The organism is Flavisphingopyxis soli, assembly GCF_007995095.1.
GTDB lineage: Bacteria > Pseudomonadota > Alphaproteobacteria > Sphingomonadales > Sphingomonadaceae > Flavisphingopyxis > Flavisphingopyxis soli.
The window spans coordinates 576,633-595,338 of sequence record NZ_VOPY01000001.1 but is presented as its reverse complement, the minus strand read 5'-3'; the positions used below and the strand labels follow the sequence as shown (position 1 = coordinate 595,338).

Annotated in this window: 15 protein-coding genes and 1 tRNA gene; 3 read left to right on the top strand and 13 right to left on the bottom strand. The window is 65.8% G+C overall.

From position 1 onward, the window contains the following. The first annotated feature begins 22 nt into the window (after nucleotides 1-22). Nucleotides 23-724 (top strand): TetR/AcrR family transcriptional regulator, encoded by a 702-nt coding sequence (locus FSZ31_RS02905; RefSeq protein WP_147121535.1) that lies wholly within the window; start codon nucleotides 23-25, stop codon nucleotides 722-724. Here FSZ31_RS02905 and FSZ31_RS02900 read toward each other — a convergent pair. From FSZ31_RS02900 to purS, 4 genes are all read right to left on the bottom strand, one after another. After that, entirely contained in the window at nucleotides 721-2,814 is a 2,094-nt protein-coding gene (locus FSZ31_RS02900; RefSeq protein ID WP_236643634.1) for a malate synthase G, read from the bottom strand. The genes FSZ31_RS02905 and FSZ31_RS02900 overlap by 4 nt on opposite strands. Nucleotides 2,815-4,075: 1,261 nt before the next feature. After that, nucleotides 4,076-4,152 (bottom strand) — tRNA-Arg (locus FSZ31_RS02895). A gap of 85 nt (nucleotides 4,153-4,237) precedes the next feature. Then, the gene (gene purQ, locus FSZ31_RS02890) at nucleotides 4,238-4,927 is read right to left on the bottom strand and encodes a phosphoribosylformylglycinamidine synthase subunit PurQ (protein WP_147121534.1); all 690 of its coding nucleotides are present in this window, start codon (nucleotides 4,925-4,927) and stop codon (nucleotides 4,238-4,240) included. A gap of 16 nt (nucleotides 4,928-4,943) precedes the next feature. Further along, entirely contained in the window at nucleotides 4,944-5,174 is a 231-nt protein-coding gene (gene purS, locus FSZ31_RS02885; RefSeq protein WP_147121533.1) for a phosphoribosylformylglycinamidine synthase subunit PurS, read from the bottom strand. A gap of 180 nt (nucleotides 5,175-5,354) precedes the next feature. On the opposite strand from purS, the gene FSZ31_RS12880 reads away from it, so the two are divergent. Next, the gene (locus tag FSZ31_RS12880) at nucleotides 5,355-5,504 is read left to right on the top strand and encodes a hypothetical protein (RefSeq protein ID WP_201739108.1); all 150 of its coding nucleotides are present in this window, start codon (nucleotides 5,355-5,357) and stop codon (nucleotides 5,502-5,504) included. 30 nt (nucleotides 5,505-5,534) lie between these two features. Here FSZ31_RS12880 and FSZ31_RS02880 read toward each other — a convergent pair whose 3' ends face one another. The 3 genes from FSZ31_RS02880 to FSZ31_RS02870 form a co-directional block, all read right to left on the bottom strand. Then, the gene (locus tag FSZ31_RS02880; protein ID WP_236643633.1) at nucleotides 5,535-8,450 is read right to left on the bottom strand and encodes a M16 family metallopeptidase; all 2,916 of its coding nucleotides are present in this window, start codon (nucleotides 8,448-8,450) and stop codon (nucleotides 5,535-5,537) included. A gap of 3 nt (nucleotides 8,451-8,453) precedes the next feature. After that, nucleotides 8,454-9,233: a phosphoribosylaminoimidazolesuccinocarboxamide synthase gene (gene purC, locus FSZ31_RS02875; protein WP_147121532.1), complete on the bottom strand. Its 780-nt coding sequence runs from the start codon at nucleotides 9,231-9,233 to the stop codon at nucleotides 8,454-8,456. A 132-nt stretch (nucleotides 9,234-9,365) separates the two neighbouring features. Beyond that, nucleotides 9,366-9,584 carry a hypothetical protein gene (locus tag FSZ31_RS02870; protein WP_147121531.1) on the bottom strand — a complete coding sequence of 73 codons (219 nt, stop codon included), beginning with the start codon at nucleotides 9,582-9,584 and terminating at the stop codon, nucleotides 9,366-9,368. Between the two features lie 113 nt (nucleotides 9,585-9,697). Here FSZ31_RS02870 and FSZ31_RS02865 point away from each other — a divergent pair, with 113 nt between their 5' ends. Beyond that, nucleotides 9,698-10,678, top strand: a complete 981-nt coding sequence (locus tag FSZ31_RS02865) for a LysR substrate-binding domain-containing protein (RefSeq protein ID WP_328592386.1) — start codon at nucleotides 9,698-9,700, stop codon at nucleotides 10,676-10,678. On the opposite strand, the gene FSZ31_RS02860 is transcribed toward FSZ31_RS02865, so the two are convergent. From FSZ31_RS02860 to FSZ31_RS02835, 6 genes are all read right to left on the bottom strand, one after another. Then, nucleotides 10,606-11,337 (bottom strand): class I SAM-dependent methyltransferase, encoded by a 732-nt coding sequence (locus FSZ31_RS02860; protein ID WP_147121529.1) that lies wholly within the window; start codon nucleotides 11,335-11,337, stop codon nucleotides 10,606-10,608. The two genes, FSZ31_RS02865 and FSZ31_RS02860, sit on opposite strands and share 73 nt — an antisense overlap. Further along, nucleotides 11,337-12,464: a peptide chain release factor 2 gene (gene prfB, locus FSZ31_RS02855; protein WP_147121528.1), complete on the bottom strand. Its 1,128-nt coding sequence runs from the start codon at nucleotides 12,462-12,464 to the stop codon at nucleotides 11,337-11,339. Before prfB ends, FSZ31_RS02860 begins: the two co-directional genes overlap by 1 nt. 260 nt (nucleotides 12,465-12,724) lie before the next feature. After that, nucleotides 12,725-14,281, bottom strand: coding sequence for an alanine/glycine:cation symporter family protein (locus FSZ31_RS02850; protein WP_147121527.1), 1,557 nt, complete (start codon nucleotides 14,279-14,281; stop codon nucleotides 12,725-12,727). 98 nt (nucleotides 14,282-14,379) lie between these two features. Beyond that, complete coding sequence (locus tag FSZ31_RS02845; RefSeq protein ID WP_147121526.1) at nucleotides 14,380-14,949, bottom strand: peroxiredoxin; 570 nt, start codon at nucleotides 14,947-14,949, stop codon at nucleotides 14,380-14,382. A gap of 64 nt (nucleotides 14,950-15,013) precedes the next feature. Beyond that, nucleotides 15,014-17,554 carry a penicillin-binding protein 1A gene (locus tag FSZ31_RS02840; protein WP_147121525.1) on the bottom strand — a complete coding sequence of 847 codons (2,541 nt, stop codon included), beginning with the start codon at nucleotides 17,552-17,554 and terminating at the stop codon, nucleotides 15,014-15,016. 81 nt (nucleotides 17,555-17,635) lie between these two features. Further along, complete coding sequence (locus FSZ31_RS02835; RefSeq protein WP_408021638.1) at nucleotides 17,636-18,571, bottom strand: N-acetylmuramoyl-L-alanine amidase family protein; 936 nt, start codon at nucleotides 18,569-18,571, stop codon at nucleotides 17,636-17,638. Nucleotides 18,572-18,706 lie beyond the last annotated feature (135 nt).

Below are 18,706 nucleotides of genomic sequence, written 5' to 3'. Positions count from 1 at the left end.
GGTTGGCAAGGGGACGCTGAACATGGGCACCGATCGCAGCAATCCCGCGCAAAAGGGGAAGGCCGCCGCGCCGGCGAAGCGGCGCGCGACGCCTCCCGAATCGGGTCGCGCAACCGCTGCGGGTGCACCGTCCGACAAGGCGCCGCGGACCGAACGCGGGCGCAAGACGCTGCGCAAATTGCTCGATGCCGCAGCGATCGAATTCGGGACGCGCGGGTTCTACGAGAGCTCGATCGCCGAGATTACGCGGCGCGCCGGGACCGCGCTCGGCAGTTTCTATACCTATTTCGATTCGAAGGACGCGATCTTCCGCGCGCTGGTCCAGGACATGAGCGGCCAGGTCGGGCGCCATGCCGGTGCGGCATTGAAGGATGTCACCGGGGCGCTGGCGCGCGAAGAGGCGGCGCTCGCGTCGTTCCTCGACTTCGCGCGGATCCACAAGGAAGTCTATCGCATCGTCGACGAGTCCGAGTTCGTCGATCCCGAAAGCTATCGTGCGCATTACGAGAATACCGCGACACGCATCCTCGCGCGGCTGAAGGAAGGCGCCGAGGCGGGCGAGCTGCGCGACGATGTCGACGAGCTGCACGCCTGGGCGCTGATGGGGATGAACGTCTTCCTGGGTCTGCGCTACGCGGTCTGGACCGACGAGGCCGACCCCGGCGACATCGCGGCACGCGCCAACGACATGATCGCGCGCGGGCTCATCAAACCGAAAGGCTAATCCTGCGCCTTCGCCTTTAGCCGGTAGGCGTGGAGGAGCGGTTCGGTATAGCCATTGGGTTGCGCGGCGCCGTCGAAGATCAGCGCGCGTGCGGCGGCAAAAGCGGTACTGCCCATGCCGCGTCCGGCCATCGGGCGATACTTATCATCCCCCGCATTCTGCGCATCGACGCGCGCCGCCATGCGCAACATCGCGCCGTCGACATCGTCGGGGGTGATGATCCCGTGGTGCAGCCAGTTGGCGATGTGCTGCGACGAGATACGCAGCGTCGCGCGGTCCTCCATCAGCCCGACATCGGCGATGTCGGGGACGGTCGAACAGCCGATCCCCTGCTGGATCCAGCGCACGACATAGCCGAGCAGGCTTTGCGTGTTGTTGTTGAGCTCGGCGCGGATCTCGTCATCGGACCAGTTGACCCCGCGCGCGACGGGGATGGTGAGCAGGTCGTCGAGCGAGGCGACCGGCTCGGCGGCGCGCTCCGCCTGTCGCGCGAAGACGTCGAGCCGGTGGTAATGCGTCGCATGGAGCGTAGCGGCGGTCGGGCTCGGCACCCAGGCAGTATTGGCCCCGGCTTGCGGGTGGCCGATCTTGGTGGCGAGCATTTCGGCCATGCGATCGGGCGCCGCCCACATCCCCTTGCCGATCTGCGCGCGCCCCGAAAAGCCCGCCGCGAGTGCGATCTGGACGTTGCGATCCTCATAGGCCGAGATCCACGGCGCGAGCTTCATGTCGCCCTTGCGCAGCATCGGACCGGCTTCCATCGACGTATGGATCTCGTCGCCGGTGCGGTCGAGAAAACCCGTGTTGACGAAGAAGATGCGGTGGCGAACCGCGGCGATGCACGCGGCAAGGTTGGCCGAGGTGCGGCGCTCCTCATCCATAACGCCGATCTTGATGCTGTGCCGCGCGAGGCCAAGCAGGTCCTCGACCGCGTTGAACAGGTCGTTGCTGAAGGCGCACTCGTCGGGCCCGTGCATCTTCGGCTTGACGATGTAGATCGAGCCGGCGCGGCTGTTGGTAAACCGGCCGAGCCCATTGAGGTCGCGCAGGCCAATGAGGCCGGTGACGATCGCATCGAGAATACCCTCGGGCGCTTCGCCGCCATCGGCGAGGCGGACCGCAGGCGTCGTCATCAGATGGCCGACATTGCGCACGAGCAGCAGCGCGCGGCCGGGCAGCGAAAAGGCGTTGCCCGACGCGTCGACATAATCGCGGTCGGGTGCAAGGCGACGATCGACCGTCCTGCCGTTCTTGGCGAAGCTGGCGGTGAGGTCGCCATCGATCAGGCCGAGCCAGTTGGCATAGCCCGCGACCTTGTCTTCGGCATCGACCGCGGCGACCGAATCCTCGAGATCACAGATCGTCGTCAGCGCGGCTTCGAGGACGATGTCGGCGACGCCCGCGGCATCGGTCGCGCCGATCGGGTGATCGCGGTCGATGACGATCTCGATATGCAGGCCGTTGTGGCGCAACAGCAGGCTGTCGCCGCGCCGCCCGACGCGTTGCGCAGGATCGGCGAGCGCGGGCGTGCTGCCGTCCCAATCGGTCCATGATCCCCTGGCCAGCGGCACGGCTTCATCAAGAAAGGCGCGGCCCCAGGCGACGACCTGCGCCCCGCGCGCGGCGTCAAAGCCGGGCCCTTCGGCGGCGCCGGGAATCGCGTCGCTGCCGTAGAGCGCGTCGTAGAGGCTGCCCCAGCGCGCGTTGGCGGCGTTGAGCAGGAAGCGCGCGTTGAGCATCGGGACGACGAGCTGCGGCCCGGCGATGGTCGCGATTTCCGCATCGATATTCTCGGGGTCGATCGCGACGTCGGCGGGTTCGGCGACGAGATAGCCGATCTCACGCAGCAAGCCCTGATACTCGGCCTGGTCGATCGCCTGCCCGGCATGGTCGCGGTGCCAGGCATCGAGCTGGGCCTGCAACCGGTCGCGCGTCGCGAGCAGCGCGCGGTTGCGCGGCGCGAACGCATCGAAAATCGCGCCGACGCCGCGCCAGAAGGCCTCTGCGTCGATCCCGGTGCCGGGCAAGGCGCGGGTTTCGATGAAGTCGGCGAGCAGGGGCGCGACCTGCAGGTTGGCGCGTTGCAGCAAGGGCAATACCTTTCGCGGGGAGACGGGCGTGGCCGGATGGTCGGTCGGATTGTGCGGACTGCATCCAGCCCCGTCAACCGGGGGCATTGCGATCGGCATTGCGCCTTCGCCCGGCGATGTGCGCAATCAGGTCGATCTTGCGATCAAACGCCCGTCCCCCGCAGACCGCCGCACTTTTTTTCACGGCAAGCTATCGGGCCAACAGATCGCGCGCGCGTGTCCGCGATGACTGCGCGCGACGGGATGAGGCCGATGTCATCATGTTTCGAGAGCTATTAGCGAGGCAATTGAAAGCGTTAGCGACCCGGAATTCTCGTGGTCATTTGTGCTTGTGCGGAAAACCTCTTGCTATACCGTGCCGATTACTGTCGATGAGGATATGGTCGTAACGTCGTCCCGTTGGAAAGAACAAGAAAACCATGACAAAACATCTGTCAGCCAAATCCGCAAAAACCGGGACGAACAATCGCAAGGCCTGGTCTGCGCCGCAGCTCCGCTCGGTCCTTCCGGTTAGCCGTACGCGAGGCGGCTTTGCTAGCCGAGCTGAAAACGGTCCCTTCTACTCGGTTTCCTGATCAGCACGTCATCCGGACTCTAAGCGCCGACACGCCCTGAGCCCATCCGCCCGGACAGGATGGCTGGGCAAGCCCGTTATCAGTCATATCGTGGCAGAGCGAGCGCGCAGGAGCGCGCGTGCGGTAAATCGCCTTTCCAACCTGCAAGGCATTGCGCCCAGTAGATCGGGTCCGCTCACACGCGATTTGATGAAGGAATGTGACGGGTCCGACAGCGTCGAGAGGCACGGAAACCTCACGATCTTTGGGCTTGTATGGAATCCCGCTTGCCCTCCCGTGCCGCTTTCAGTCGAAGCGGCTCAAGTCGTAACGACGAACCGTCGAAGAGGACGAGAAAAACAATGACAAAAAAACTGTCAGCCATATCCACCAAAAACGGAACGAGCAATCGCAAGGCCTGGTCCGCGCCGCGGGTCCGCTCGACGATCCCGGTCCACCGCACGCGCGGGGGCGGCGGTACAGGTCCTGAATCACCTTTTTACGCGGCATCCTGACCAAGCACACAAGCATATCCGGATGTTGAGTGCATGCGCAGAATCGCGCATGCGCTCAACATTCGCTCGACCAGTAATCGGCCGCTTGCGCTAGCTGCTCGCCCGCGTTGCTATTCGCGCCGCTTCGTGTCGAGATGGCGGCGAGGCCAGTCCTGCAAGCCGAGCCTGCATCATCGCACTTCAATGGCAGGTTGGTGCGCCCGGCTGGATTCGAACCAGCGGCCTCAAGATTAGAAGTCTCGTGCTCTATCCAGCTGAGCTACGGGCGCGCACCGGGGGTCCGGCGGTCGGCGTTCTAGCGCGCGAAGCGCGTGATGCCTAGCGATGCAAGAATGCGGGGCGGGCGCACCCGCGTCAGGCCGCGACCGACAGGCCGGCGAAGACGCCTTCGAACAGGCGGCGGCCATCGCTGCCGCCGTGCGCTGCCTCGATCGCGCGTTCGGGATGCGGCATCAGGCCGAGGACGTTGCCGGCGTCGTTGAGCAGCCCGGCGATATCGCGCGCCGAGCCGTTGACGCGGCCGTTCGCGTCGCCACCGGCATAGCGCAAGGCAACGCGGCCCTCGCCCTCGAGCCGGTCGAGCGTTGCATCGTCGGCGAAATAATTGCCGTCGTGATGCGCGACGGGAAGAACGATCTGTTCGCCCGCGCGGTAATTTGACGTGAAGACCGACTGCGTATTCTCGACGCTCAGCGCGACGTCGCGGCAGACGAAGTTGAGCCCGGCATTGCGCATCAGCGCGCCGGGCAGCAGACCTGTCTCGGTCAGCACCTGGAAGCCGTTGCACACGCCGAGCACGGCGACGCCGCGCGCGGCGGCATCGACCACGGCACGCATCACCGGCGAGCGGGCCGCCATCGCACCCGAGCGGAGGTAATCGCCGTAGGAAAATCCGCCGGGGATCGCGATGAAATCGAGCCCGTCGGGCAATGCGCTCTCACCGTGCCAGACCATCGCCGGCGCGCTGCCCGAGATATCGCGGATGGCGACGGCCATGTCGCGGTCGCAGTTCGATCCGGGGAAGACGATGACGGCGGATTTCATGACAGCGTGTCCCGGTTCAGCCGCGTTCGATGCGGTAGTTTTCGATGACGGTGTTGGCGAGCAGCTTGCGGCACATCGCGTCGAGATCGTCGTCCGACGTGTCGTTGGCGACCTCGAGTTCGATGAAGCGCCCGGCGCGGACATCGTCGATGCCGGCAAAGCCGAGGCTGGCCAGCGCATGGTGGATCGCCTTGCCCTGCGGGTCGAGAACGCCCGGTTTGAGCGTAACATAGACGTTGATCTTCATCGCGCACCCTGCCCTTCGTGGCTGGCTTGGAAAACGCCGCCGCTATGCCGTGTGCGTCGCAGGGCCGCAAGACCCAAGTCGGGCGCAACGCGGCTAAGCAGTTATTTACCTTATTCGGCTAGTCCCGTGACGCTCTAAAGGACCGCCGGTCTTCGGTCGGCCTGCGAGAGGGGACGTACGATGGGAATGCTGGCGCTCGCGATGTTCATCGCCCTGTTCGGCTGGGGCCACCAGCTGTTCATGTGGTCCGACCCCGATGGCCAGATCCAGCTCGCGCTGTTCGCTGCCTTCCTGTTCGGCATCATCTGCGGCTATCGCGTCAACGCCTGACGGCCACCGCCGCCGCCACCAGCCCTTCGATTACTTCGCCGCCGCTGGCGCCTTGGCCTCCGGCACGATGCGGATCTTGAGCTCCTTGCCCGGCACCAGATATTTGCGCGCCGCCGCCTGCAGGTCGGCGGGCGTGATTGCCTTCACCCGCGCTTCGAGCGTGCGGTAGCGGTCGAGCCGCGCCGCCTCGCTCTGCGCGCGTGCCGTCACGCCAAGCCACCAGCCGTTTTCACGCCGGTTCTTGACGATCCGTTCGAGCAGCGGCGTGCGGGCGCGGGCGAGCATGTCGGCGCTGACCGGCGCATCGCGCAATTCCCCGGCGATCGTGTCGATCGCGGCAAACACCTCGTCGGTCTGCGACGGAGCGACGACGACCGAGGTGCCGAAGGTGCCGTAATCCTTGTAGATCCGCGACATGTCCGACGACGCATTGGGCGAATAGGTCGCGCCGAGCTTTTCGCGGACTTCGTCGATCAGCAATATCCCCATCACTTCGGCGAGCATGTCGACCCGGGCCGTTTCGACCGCGTCGCTGTCGTCGTCGGTCGGCCAGTAGGCGAGCGCCAGCCCCTGGTCGGGCGTGCCGCCGTGGGTCAGCGTGACCGGCGTCGTGCCGGCCGGGAAGCGAACGGTGCGCGCCGCGTCATAGGCGCCGAAATCGGCGTCGCGTGTCGGCAGCGCGCCGAAGCTCGACGCGACCGCGGCGATCACCGCCGCCCCGTCGATATCGCCGACGATGCCGATCTCGATCGGCGCGCTGGCCAGGATCGGTGTCAGCGCCGCCTTGAGTTCGCCGAGGTTGCGCGACAGCAGCGTCGCCTCGTCGGGAATGCCGAAGCGCTGATCGCCGCTCGCGAGGATGCGGCCGACGTCGCGCGCCGCGACCGATTGCGGCGTCGCGTCGAGCTGTGCCTCGTAGGTCGGGACGAGACTGGCCCAGCGCGACTGCGCCTCGGCGCGATAGCCGGGATCGGTCAGATAGGCGGCGGTCACCTTGAGCTGGAGCGGCAGGTCGGCCATCGTCGTCGTGCCGCTCGAGCCGAAGCTGTCATCGCCCGCGACGAGGCCCGGCGAAACGTCATGTCCGGCGAGGACCTGCTGAAGATCATCGAAGCTGTGCTGGCCGAGGCCGGCATTGGCGAACATCGAGCTCATCAGCAGCGCGAGGCCCGGCTGGTCGGCGGGCAGCTGCAACTCGCCCGAGCCGATGCGGATCGAATAGCGCAGCTTGCCCTGCTCGAAATCGGTCTTCTTGAGGTTGAGCCGGACGTTGTTGGCGAATGTTATCGTACGAACGCCAAGATCGGCAATCACCGTATCGGCGACGACGGCGCCTGGCGTGCCGAAATCGTCATAGGCAAAGGCGGTTTCGACCGCCGCGGCGGGCGCCTCGACCTTGATCGCCTTGGCCGCGTCAAACGCGGCTAGCACGCCCGCATCGCCGCCCGCGATCGGCGCCTTGGCCGAGACGTGGACGAGCGGGGGCGATCCCGCCCAGCGCGCGCGAAACGCGGCGTTGACCGCATCGACGCTGAACGTCGGCTTGAGCGTGTTGAACAGTTCGCGGTTGGCGGCGGGGGTGGTGAACAGCGACTGGTCGTCGACCGTCCCGACGATGCCGTTGGCGAGCGAGGCCGAACGGCGCGTATCGGCCTGGTTGGCGGCGGTGTCGAAGGCGAGCTGGAAATTGGCCAGCTGCTCGGCGAGTTCGGCCTGGGTAAAACCGTATTGCAGAGCGCGGTTGAGCTCGGTCTGGCCGACCGTCAGCCCCTGTTTCCATGCGCCTTCCCTGGCGGTCACCGAGATCGACGTGTCGCGTGCCGCCTTGAACAGGTCGCCGGTCGAGGCCGAGGCGCCGAGGATCGGGCTATCGGGCGCGTTGGCGATCTTTTCGAAGCGCCGGTTGACGATCGCGTTGCCGAGCTGTTCGAGCAGCGAGCGGCGGTTCTGCGCAATCGTTTCGGCGGGCGCGACATAGGGCTGAAAGCTGTCGATGCTGACGATATAGGGAACGTCGGGATCGACGAAGGTGTCGGCGGCGGCGGGGCGCGTGACATCGATGCGGCCCTCGTCGAGGTCGGCGCCGGCCGGACCGACCCCGCGCCAGTCGGCAAAGCGCGCCTGGATCTTCGCCTCGATCGCGGCGGGGTCGAAATCGCCGACGAGGACGAGCGTCGTCTTTTCGGGGCGATAATAGCGTTCGTAGAGCGAGCGGATGTCGGCCGCGCTGGCGTTTTCGAGGACCTGCTGCGTGCCGATCGGCAGGCGCGTCGCGAACGGTGCCTGTGGCGCGACAAAGCCGAGATAGTCCTTGATCCGGCGCAGCTGGAAGCTGTCGCGGGTGCGCATTTCGGACAGGATCACGCCGCGTTCGCGTCCCACTGCATCGGGCGCGATGGCGAGATTGCCCGCGGTTTCGCGCATCAGCATCAGCGCGGTGTCGATCATGTCGTCGTCGGTCTTGGGCAGATCGAGCTGATAGACCGTGGCATCGAAGCCGGTCGAGGCGTTGGTGTCGGCGCCGAACGCCAGTCCCTTGCGCTCGAGGATCTTGACCATGTCGCCTTCGGGGACGTTCTTCGACCCGTTGAACGCCATATGCTCGATGAAATGGGCGAGCCCCTGTTCGTCATCGCTTTCGGCGATCGAACCGAAATCGACGCGCATCCGCACCGACGCCGAATCCTTCGGCGTCGCGTTGCGCAGGATCGCGTATTTCATGCCGTTGGGCAGCGTGCCGTAGCGCACCGCGGGATCGGGCGCGATATCGTAGACGGGATATCCCCAGCCGGTCTGCCCGGTGACGGCGGCGACGGGCGGCGCGGTCTGGTCGACTGTTGCCGGCGCGACCGAGGTCGCTGGCATCGTCGCGCAGGCCGAGAGCGCCAGGCCCAATGACATCAACGAGGTCGTCAGGAGGGCCCGGGTCAGTCGGCTATGCAGCATCGATTATTTTCCTCGCTTTTTGCGGTGAGTCTCGAGATCGAGGACTTCGTTGTCGGCGCCTTCGGGCAGCAGGCCCAGTCGGCGAGCGACTTCCTGATAGGCCTCGGCTTCGCCGCCTAGATCCCGACGGAAGCGATCCTTGTCAAGTTTCTCGTTTGTTTTCATATCCCAAAGCCGGCAGCTGTCGGGGCTGATCTCATCGGCGAGAATGATCCGCGAGAAGTCGTTGTCCCAGATCCGCCCGAATTCGAGCTTGAAGTCGACCAGGCGGATGCCGATGCCGGCGAACAGGCCGCACATGAAGTCGTTCACGCGGATCGCCATGTCGGCGATGTCGTGCATCTCTTCCTGGCTCGCCCAGTTGAAGCACGCGATATGCTCTTCGGCGATCAGCGGGTCGCCGAGCGCGTCGTCCTTGTAGCAATATTCGATCAGTGTCCGGGGCAGCTGCGTGCCTTCCTCGATGCCGAGGCGTTTCGACAGCGTGCCCGCGGCGACGTTGCGCACGACGACCTCGATCGGGACGATCTCGACCTGGCGAATCAGCTGCTCGCGCATGTTGAGCCGGCGGATGAAGTGCGTCGGCACTCCGATCTGCCCGAGCAGCGTGAAGACGTGTTCGGAGATGCGGTTGTTGAGCACGCCCTTGCCCGAGATCGTCCCGCGTTTTTGCGCGTTGAACGCAGTCGCGTCGTCCTTGAAATACTGGATCAGCGTGCCCGGCTCGGGGCCTTCATAGAGAATCTTGGCCTTGCCTTCGTAAATCTGGCGGCGACGGGGCATGGGCGGAGACCTTTTTACCGATAAAAGACGAGGCCCCGGACAAGGTCCGCGAACTCGGTCGCGGCGTGTCCGGGGCGTGCCCCGCCTTAGCCGATGGTACCGCGCCACGCAATCGTGGCGCCACGCGCGCGATCAGCCGAACGGCCCGCGCTCGCAAAGCCCGATGACGAGGAGGACAAGCGGCACCGAGACGAGCGCCGCGCCGACCGCGGCGGTCGCGCTGGCGGCGCGACGCAGGCGCCGAGCGACCATGGCGAACGACCTGCCTACCGAGGTGAACAGGGGATCGAGACCGGCGGCAAAATCCTGCTGCCGATCGACCAACAGGCGACTGATGAATTCGTCTTGCATCACAAACCTCCTTATCACCGGACCTGATCGCCCGATGACCCGAATATGCCCATAACCAGCCGCCAGGCCCAATTTGAAACTCGACATCATATATAAGTGTGGCTTATGTGGACATGATGTCATCGCTCCCCTCGCTCGCCGCCATCCGCGTCTTCGAAGCCGCCGCACGGCTGGAGAATTTCTCGCGCGCAGCCGAAGAGCTGGGGATGAGCCAGGCGGCGGTCAGCTATCAGATCCGCACGCTCGAACAGGCGCTGGGCGTATCGCTGTTCCGGCGCGAAAAGGGCCGCGTCATGCTCAGCGCGGAAGCGGCCGACCTGTCGGTCCAGACCAGCGCCGCCTTTGCCACGCTGCGCGATGCGTTCGACCGGCTGCGCGACGAGGATGCCAGCCAGCTGACGGTCAACAGCTTTTCCAGTTTCGCCAATCTGTGGCTCGGTGGGCGGATCGGCGGGTTCCAGCTTTCGCATCCCGACCTCGCGGTGCGCCTGACGGTCGAGGACCGGATCAACGATTTCGCCCGCGACGATATCGACGTCGCGGTGCGCGGCGGGCTGGGCGACTGGCCCGGCCTGCACGCGCAGTTGCTGATGCGCAGCCTGTTCGCGCCGATGGCGAGCCCCGCCTATGTCGCCGACCATGGCCCGTTCGACACGCCCGAACAGATCGCCGCGGGACGCCTGCTCAGCCCTCAGGATCGCTGGTGGGCGACCTGGTTCGCGGCGGTCGGCCTGACCGCGCTGCCGCCACCCGCGCCGGGCATCCGGTTCGATTCGCAGAGCGTCGAGGGGAGCGCTGCGCTGGCCGGGCAAGGCATTGCGCTGCTCAACCCGGTCTACTGGGACGAAGCCGTGCGTGAAGGTCGGCTGGTCCAGCTATTCCCCGCGACCTATTCCGGCTCGAGCCTGTGGGTCGTCTGTCGCGAGCACCAGCGCAACCAGGCCAAGATCAAGGCATTTCGCGACTGGGCGGTCGCCGAGGCGGAGCGGGGTCCGTGGGGCGAGGCAGTGCGCGCGGCGCCTCAGCTTGACGATTTGCACGCCTCGATCTTGCCCGGATCGGGACGGTCGCCGCTGGCCTCGAAGCTGGCGTAATAGCTGCCGAGGCCAGGCTGTTCGGTGAATTCGGCGAGCTTGTAGCCGACCGCCTCGAATTCACAGAACAGCAGCTTGGGCGGCGTGCCGTGCTGCGTCGTCGGGCGATCGGCGTCGATCACGATGACCTGGCCGCCGGCGCGCAAAGCGGGCCGCAGCCGCCAGAGAAAGGCATAGGGTTCGGCGATCTCGTGATACATGTGGACCATGAAGATGCGATCGAAGCTGGCTGCAGGCAGCTTGGGATCGTCGGGCGCGCCCAGCTTGATCGAGACATTGTCGAGCCGTTCGCGCGCGACGCGGTCGGCAAGTCGGCGGATCGCGCCGCGGTCGATATCCTGCGCAAGGACGCGGCCCTTGCTGCCGACGCGCTGACCCAGGCGAACGGTGTAATAGCCCTCGCCCGCGCCGATATCGGCGACGGTCATCCCCGCGACGATGTTCGCCCGGTCCATCACCGCGACCGCCTCGCCGAGCCGGTCGCGATTGTTCTCGTCCGAATACTGGTTCGAGACGACGGGGGCGACGGGGCGGTCGGCGCGCGGAAATTCGCGCGCGGTTTCGGGCCGGTCGGCCTGCGGGTCGTGAATCCAGTCGCACCCCGGCAGCGCGAGCGCGAGCCCCGCCGCCGCGATCAGCAAGGCCCCCCGCCGGCGCATCAGTCGACGTCCTCGACTTCGACCTTTTCGCCGGTCACCTTCTGGCTCAATGCGGCGGCCATGAACGGATCGAGCGCGCCGTCGAGGACATCGTCGGGCGACGGCGAGGTAACGCCGGTGCGCAAATCCTTGACCATCTGGTAGGGCTGGAGGACGTAGCTGCGGATCTGGTGGCCCCAGCCGATTTCGGTCTTGGCCTGGTATTCGCCCGACGCCTCTGCCTCGCGCCGCGCCAGTTCGGCCTCGTACATCCGGGCTTTCAGCATGTTCATCGCGGTCGCGCGGTTCTTGTGCTGCGAGCGATCGTTCTGGCTGGCGACGATGATGCCGCTGGGGATGTGCGTGATGCGCACCGCGGAGTCGGTCGTGTTGACGTGCTGGCCGCCGGCACCCGAGGCGCGATAGGTATCGATCTTGAGGTCGCCCTCGTTGATCTCGATATCGATGTCGTCATCGATCACCGGATAGACCCAGACGCTCGAGAAGCTGGTGTGGCGTTTGGCCGCGCTGTCATAGGGCGAGATGCGCACGAGCCGGTGAACGCCGCTTTCGGTCTTGGCATAGCCATAAGCGTTCTCGCCCTTGACCTCGAGCGTGGCCGACTTGATCCCGGCCTGGTCGCCCGCCTGGTAATCTACCATGTCGACCTTGTAGCCGCGCTTGTCGGCCCAGCGCTGGTACATGCGCAGCAGCATCTCGGCCCAGTCCTGGCTCTCGGTCCCGCCGGCGCCGGCATGGATTTCGATATAGGTGTCGTAGCCGTCGGCCTCGCCCGCGAGCAGCGCCTTGATCTTGTCGGCATCGGCGCGTTCGGCGAGCTTGCCGAGCGCGGCGAGGCCTTCGTCGCCAAGGTCGGTGTCACCCTCGGCATCGGCCATCTCGATGAGTTCGGAAGTGTCGTCCATCTCTCGCTTGATCGCGGTGACCGCGTTGATCGCGTCGTCGAGCCGACCACGTTCGCGCATCACCTCCTGCGCGCCCTTGGGATTGTCCCACAAGGTCGGGTCCTCGACGCGCGCATTGAGCTCGTCGAGCCGCCGCTTTGCCTCGTCCCAGTTGAGGAAGCGACGGATGAGGTCGAGGGCGGCGGTAATACGGTCGATATGCGATTGCGCTTCGGCGCGCATGAACTATCTCCAACGGGGCGAGGGCAAGGAAAAGCGCCGACGCCAGCCTTGGCGTCAGCGCTTAGCGAATGCGAGGCGAAAACAAAAGCGGCGGTGCAAGAGTCATTTTCCGCCTTCCGGCGGGTACGGCACCGGCCCGCTCCCCCTCCCGACCACCCAACCAGTGTATCCTGTGGGAGGCCGCGAGGGGGAGCGGGCCGGTGCCGCGCGAGGGGCTGGATTTACTCCAGCCCCGATTCACGCATTCCTAAAGCCCGGGATCAATGCCCGGGGGCGCCGCCGATATCCTCGCTGAGTTCGGGCGGGGTTTCGCGCCCGTGATCGGTGCCCGCGGTGCGGTCGCCGCGCGACAGCGCGAAGATCACGCCCGACAGCGCAAGCAGCGCGATGACGTTGGGCACGAGCATCGTCGCATTGGCGATGTCGCCGAGCCGCCAGATCACCTCGAGCGGGACATCGGCGGCAACGAAGATGACGATGCACCACAGGACGCGCCACGACATGTGCAGCACCTTTTCGCCCTTCAGGCTCGACCCCGGGAACAGGTCGTAGAGCCAGGTGATCGCGCGTTCGCCGTAATAGCTCCACGTCAGCAGCGTCGTGAAGACGAACAGGATCAGCGCGACCGAGGCGATCAGCGTTCCGATCGGCACCCCGATGATCGGATAGGGGAAGGCCGCGCCGAACGCGCCCGAGGTCATGGCAAAGCCACTGAGATCGGACTGCCAGGCATGCTTCACCGCAACGCCGCCGGCCGAGAAGTCGCCCTCTACGGTGAGGATGACGAGCGCGGTCATCGTGCAGATGACGACGGTGTCGATAAAGGTGCCGAGCATCGCGAAGCGCCCTTGCGCGGCGGGATCGTTGGTCTGCGCAACGGCATGCGCGATCGGGGTCGAACCCTGGCCCGCCTCGTTCGAGAACAGGCCGCGCGCGACGCCGGCACGGATCGCGATGATGATCGCTGCACCGATAAAGCCGCCGCTGGCCGACTGGAAATTGAACGCGCCGTAGAAGATGCGTCCGAAGGTTTCGGGAATGTCGCGAATGTCGAGGATGATCGCGAGCAGCGCCATCGCGATATAGGCGATCGCCATGACGGGGACGATCTTTTCGGCGACGTTGCCGATCGACTTGATCCCGCCGATGATGACGATGAACACCGCAATCGCGGTGACGAGGCCGCCGACCCACGCTTCGACGCCGAAGATCTCGGTCATCGAATCGGCGATCGAATTGGCCTGGATGCCGTTGCCGGTGACGATCGCCGAGATCAGCGTGCCGATGCAGAACAGGATCGCGAGCCATTTCCATTTCGGCCCGAGGCCGATCATGATATAGCTCATCGGACCGCCGCGCCAGGTACCGTCCTCAGCGCGGTCGCGAAAGCGGATCGCAAGCGCGCCTTCACCGAATGCCAGCGCCATGCCGACCAAAGCGGTGATCCACATCCAGAAGATCGCGCCGGGTCCGCCAAGCGCGATCGCGGTCGCGACGCCGGCGAGGTTGCCGGTCCCGACCTGTCCCGAAAGCGCAGTCGACAGCGCAGCGAAGGGGGAGATTTCGCCCGCGCCCTGTTTGCCCGACTTGGTAAACAGCTTGCGAAAGGCGGGAATCAGGTTGGTCAGCGGGTAAAAGCGCAGGCCGACCATGATGTAGATGCCGGCACCAAGCAGCAGCACGACGAGCGGCGGGACGATCAGGACTTCCTGGCCGTTCCACGTCCCGCCCCAGAGCAGGTCGGAAAAGTTGGTGATCGGTTCGAGAAACCGTTCGAACGATTGCGAAAACGCGCTCTCGTGCGGTGCTGCAGACATGTTTTACCCCCAGAATTATCGACCAGCGGCATTTCGCCGTCTTGGTCTTGTACCGAGGGTTGTAACGCCGCGATGCGGCTTGGCAAGCCGACGGGGGGCTATCGCGCCTTCTTGAGCGCGCGGACTGCGGCGAGCGATTGCGTGACGTGATCCTTGTAATCCATGTCCGAATGGACGTGGACGATACGGCCATTGCGCGCGATGACGAAGCTGGTCCGCGTCGTCAGCCCGGTCGACACGCCGAGCTTCTTGAGGTCGACGCCATAGGCCTTGACGATCGCCGGCGTTGCGGTGGCGACCGCGAACTTGTCGCGGCACGCTTCGCGCGAGAATTTCTGGAGCGCCTCATAGCCGTCGGTCGACATGCCGATGACAGTCGCGCCGGCCTTTTTGAAATCGCCCGACGCCTCGGCAAAGGCGTGCGCTTCGAGCGTGCACCCCTCGGTGAACGCCTTGGGATAGAAATAGAGGACGACGGGGCCCTTTTTGAGTTGTTTGGCGAGGTCGAACGCGAACGGCTTGCCCGCCAGCGCGCCAGTCGTCCTGAACAGTGGCGCGCGCTTGCCCTCGGCGAGCTGGGCGCTGGTATCGATAGGCATGGCGAGCGCGGCGAGCGCGGCGATGACGGCGACGGCGATCACGGCGAAAACACTACGGCGACGGGTCATGGCAGGCTCCGATACGGCAAGGGGTTTACACTGTAGCACGGACCGCGCCGGGGGCAGCGCGGATTCAGTAGATGCCGCCCTGATCCTCGAGGAATTCCTGATCGTCGCGCTTCTGTTTCGGACGCGCGTCGGTCGTTACCGGCTTGACGGTTTCCTTCCTGGGCTCGGGAATCTCTTCCTTGCGGATCGTCCTTTTGGGTTCGGTCTCGGGCTTGAACGCCTCCCAGATCACCGCCGCCTTGGGATCGCCGTTCTCGCTGTCGGGAAAGACGCCATAGACGCGCTTGCCCGAATTGCGGTCGATGCGGACCATGCGGATGTCGGCCGGCGCGACGAACGGCACCTTGGGCGCGTCCTTGGGGATCACCTTCTGGAAGAAGTCGAGCGCGATCGGCGCCGAGATCCGGCCGCCCTGGGCCCAGCCACCGAGCGATTTGGGCGTGTCGTAGCCGACATAGACGCCGGTCACGAGATCGGGCGTGCCGCCGACGAACCAGACCTCTTTCGGACCGTTGGTCGTGCCGGTCTTGCCCATCATCGGCCGGTCGAGCACGCGCAGCCGCTGGGCGGTGCCGCGCGTCACGACGCCTTCGAGGATATGGACCATCTGATAGGCGGTCAGCGGGTCGAGCACCTGCCTGCCGGTCTGAACGAAGCGCGGCATCGGCTTGCCGTCCCAGTCGTCGGCGTTGCAGCCCTCGCACGCTTTCCACTTGGCCGGCCAGACGACCTTGCCGTGACGGTCCTGGACATAATCGATGACGCGCGGCTGCAGTTCGCGGCCCGCATTGGCGAGCATCGAAAAGGCGTTGGTCATCTTCATCACGGTGGTTTCGCCCGCGCCCAGCGCCATCGACAGATAGGGCTTGTAGTCGCCGATCCCCATCCGCTTGATCGTCGCCACGACCTTGTCCATGCCGGTCTGGTTCGCCGCCGCCACGGTCATCAGGTTGCGCGACTGTTCGATCGCCCAGCGCAGCGTCTTGGGTCCGGCATAGCCACCCGAATAGTTCTTGAAGCATTTTTCGCCGAGCCCGGCGCCCTGATAGACGCAGAACGGCTGATCGACGATGATCGTCGCGGGCGTCATGCCGTTGTCGAGCGCGGCCGAATAGACGAACGGCTTGATCGTCGAACCCGGCTGGCGTTCGGCCTGGGTGGCGCGGTTGAACGAGGAGATGCGGTTCGAAAAGCCGCCCTGCATCGCATAGATGCGGCCCGAATGCGGGTCTTCGACGACCATGCCGCCCGAAATCTTCGGGATGTTGCGCAACGCATATTCGTCGCCCGCCATCGGCTTGACCGCGATCAGGTCGCCGGGCTTGATCTGCCCCAGCACGCCGCGCGCATTGCCCGCGGTCATCCGCCCGGTCGTCCCGTTGGCGAAGCCGAGCCGCGCGACGCCGCCGTCATTGGCGAGCACCGCGGCGATCCGCCAGTCCTCGTAATCGATGCTGACATAGGAGGATTTGAGCCGGCTGAGCCACTGATCGTCGCGTTCGATCGTGCCGAGGTTGCCCGACCAGGCATGGCCTGAATCGAAGCGCAGCAGGCCGGCGCGCAAGGCGTTGGTCGTAGCCGCCTGCATCGCGGGATCGTAGGGCGTGCGCACCCACAGGCCGCCGGCGTAAACGCTCAAGGGGCCGTCCTCGGCATTCTCGCCGAACTTGTCGAGCAGCTCGCGGCGGACCTCTTCCATGTAATAGCCGCCGGCGTTCTTGAACGGCGAGCCGCGTTCGCTGACGAGGCCGAGCGGTTGCGATGCCGCCTGCGCGCGCTGGGCGGCGGTGATCCAGCCATTGTTTTCCATCTGGCCGAGGACGAAGTTGCGCCGGGCGAGCGCGGCGGCACGGTTTTGCGGGCGGCCGTATTTCTCGGGCGCCTTGGGCAGGATCGCAAGGAACGCGGCCTCGTTGAGGTCGAGATCGCCGACGTCCTTGTCGAAATAGGCGCGGCTTGCCGCCTGGACGCCGAACGACTGGCGCCCGAGCGGGATCTCGTTGAGATAGAGTTCGAGAATCTGCTGCTTGGTCAGCACGCCCTCGATGCGGCGCGCGAGGACCATTTCCTTCAGCTTGCGCGTGATCGAATAATCGTCGCCGATGAGGATGTTCTTGGCGACCTGCTGGGTGATCGTCGAGCCGCCCTTGGCGCGATCGCCCGAGCCGAGCTTCGAGACATAGTCGAACACCGCACCGGCAAAGCCGAGATAGTCGATCCCGCCATGGCTGAAGAAGGTCTTGTCCTCGGCCGCGAGATAGGCGTGGATCAGCTGCGGCGGAAATTCATTGTAGTCGAGCTGGACGCGCCGGTCGCGCGCGAAGCTGTGAACGGGTTCGCCGTTCGCGCCGCGCACCACGGTTGGCAGCGCGGGCTGATATTCGAGCAGCGTGCGCGCATCGGGCAGGCCGCGCGCGATCATCGTCCAGCCGATCATGAAGGCCAGCAGCCCGGTGACGACGGCATAGGTCAGCCAGCGGAAACGGCGGCGATGCCAGCGCGCGGCGAACCAGTCGCGCACGCCGCCCGCATCGCGGCGCAGCCGGTAGCGCGCATAGTCGCCGGTGCTCGTATTGGTGCCGGGGGAAGGGATGTCGTCGCTCATCGCCGCCATCCTCTAGGAAAAAGCCGCAGGCAAAGCCATACGCTTCCTGCAGTCATTCGTCGCGGAGTGCATCGGGCAGGCTCAGCGCCTGGCATTGAGGCGGGCGAAATGCACGACGACCGCCTTGCGCACGCCGCGGGCAAAGCGCCGCTGGCCCTCGCGCGAGGCGAGGAAACTGGCATCGCCCGCATTGCTGATATAGCCCGCCTCGATCAACGCCGAGGGCATGTCGGGCGCCTTCAGCACGATCAGCCCGGCGAGCCGGTGCGGGGTCGGGCGAAAGGCGAAATCGTCGTGCGCCTCGCGGACCAGCAGCCGCGCGAAATCGGCCGAGCTGCGCATCGCGTCGCGCTGGCTGAGATCGATCAGGATCGCGCCGACATCGCCGCCCTGCCGCCCGAGATCGACGCCGTTGATGATGTCGGAACGGTTTTCGCGCGCCGCCAGCCGCGCCGCCTCGCGGTCCGACGCGGTTTCGGACAAAGTGTAGATCGTCGCGCCCGACGCGGCCGGATTGCCCGCGGCATCGGCATGGATCGACAGGAACAGGTCGGCGCCGAGCCGCCGGGCGATGCCGAAGCGTTCCTCGAGAATCAGGAAGCGGTCGTCGCTGCGCGTCAGCGCGACGCGAACCCGCCCGCTGGCGAGCAGTTCGTCGCGCAGCGCCTTGGCGAGCGCGAGGGTGAGCGTCTTTTCCTCGACCTTGTCACCGAGCGCGCCGGGGTCATGGCCGCCATGGCCGGCGTCGATGACGACCAAAGGCAGCGTCTTGTCGTCGCCCTCGATCGGCGGCAGCGCAATTGCCGGGGCGGGTTTGCCGATATCGACCGAGACGCTGTAATGCTGTCGCGGCGGCTGCGCGAGCGCCAGCGCGGTGCCATGGGGAGAGCCTGTCGGCACACCCAGAAGGGCGACTGCGAGCGGCAGCAACGCGGGAACGAGGATCGCCATATACCCGCTATGCCGCCTCGATTCGGCGTCCGTCCAGTCCCAATCGGCCGCTGCGTGGTTGGCCAATCGGACTGTTGCCGTGGTGACACGGCGGTGCTAGCACGATCGACGGGTCCGTATCGCCCGAATGCCGCCACCCGACATGGGACGAACATTCTGTCAAAGCGGGCCTGCCCAACGGGGCTTGCCGCCTCGCCGTTC

Excerpts from the sequence above, each read along its gene's own strand:
- FSZ31_RS02905 (WP_147121535.1), top strand. The coding sequence starts at position 23 with ATGGGCACCGATCGCAGCAATCCCGCGCAAAAGGGGAAGGCCGCCGCG.
- purQ (WP_147121534.1), bottom strand. The coding sequence starts at position 4,927 with ATGAAATCCGCCGTCATCGTCTTCCCCGGATCGAACTGCGACCGCGAC.
- purS (WP_147121533.1), bottom strand. The coding sequence starts at position 5,174 with ATGAAGATCAACGTCTATGTTACGCTCAAACCGGGCGTTCTCGACCCG.
- FSZ31_RS12880 (WP_201739108.1), top strand. The coding sequence starts at position 5,355 with ATGGGAATGCTGGCGCTCGCGATGTTCATCGCCCTGTTCGGCTGGGGC.
- FSZ31_RS02880 (WP_236643633.1), bottom strand. The coding sequence starts at position 8,450 with ATGCTGCATAGCCGACTGACCCGGGCCCTCCTGACGACCTCGTTGATG.
- purC (WP_147121532.1), bottom strand. The coding sequence starts at position 9,233 with ATGCCCCGTCGCCGCCAGATTTACGAAGGCAAGGCCAAGATTCTCTAT.
- FSZ31_RS02870 (WP_147121531.1), bottom strand. The coding sequence starts at position 9,584 with ATGCAAGACGAATTCATCAGTCGCCTGTTGGTCGATCGGCAGCAGGAT.
- FSZ31_RS02865 (WP_328592386.1), top strand. The coding sequence starts at position 9,698 with ATGATGTCATCGCTCCCCTCGCTCGCCGCCATCCGCGTCTTCGAAGCC.
- FSZ31_RS02860 (WP_147121529.1), bottom strand. The coding sequence starts at position 11,337 with ATGCGCCGGCGGGGGGCCTTGCTGATCGCGGCGGCGGGGCTCGCGCTC.
- prfB (WP_147121528.1), bottom strand. The coding sequence starts at position 12,464 with ATGCGCGCCGAAGCGCAATCGCATATCGACCGTATTACCGCCGCCCTC.
- FSZ31_RS02850 (WP_147121527.1), bottom strand. The coding sequence starts at position 14,281 with ATGTCTGCAGCACCGCACGAGAGCGCGTTTTCGCAATCGTTCGAACGG.
- FSZ31_RS02845 (WP_147121526.1), bottom strand. The coding sequence starts at position 14,949 with ATGACCCGTCGCCGTAGTGTTTTCGCCGTGATCGCCGTCGCCGTCATC.
- FSZ31_RS02840 (WP_147121525.1), bottom strand. The coding sequence starts at position 17,554 with ATGAGCGACGACATCCCTTCCCCCGGCACCAATACGAGCACCGGCGAC.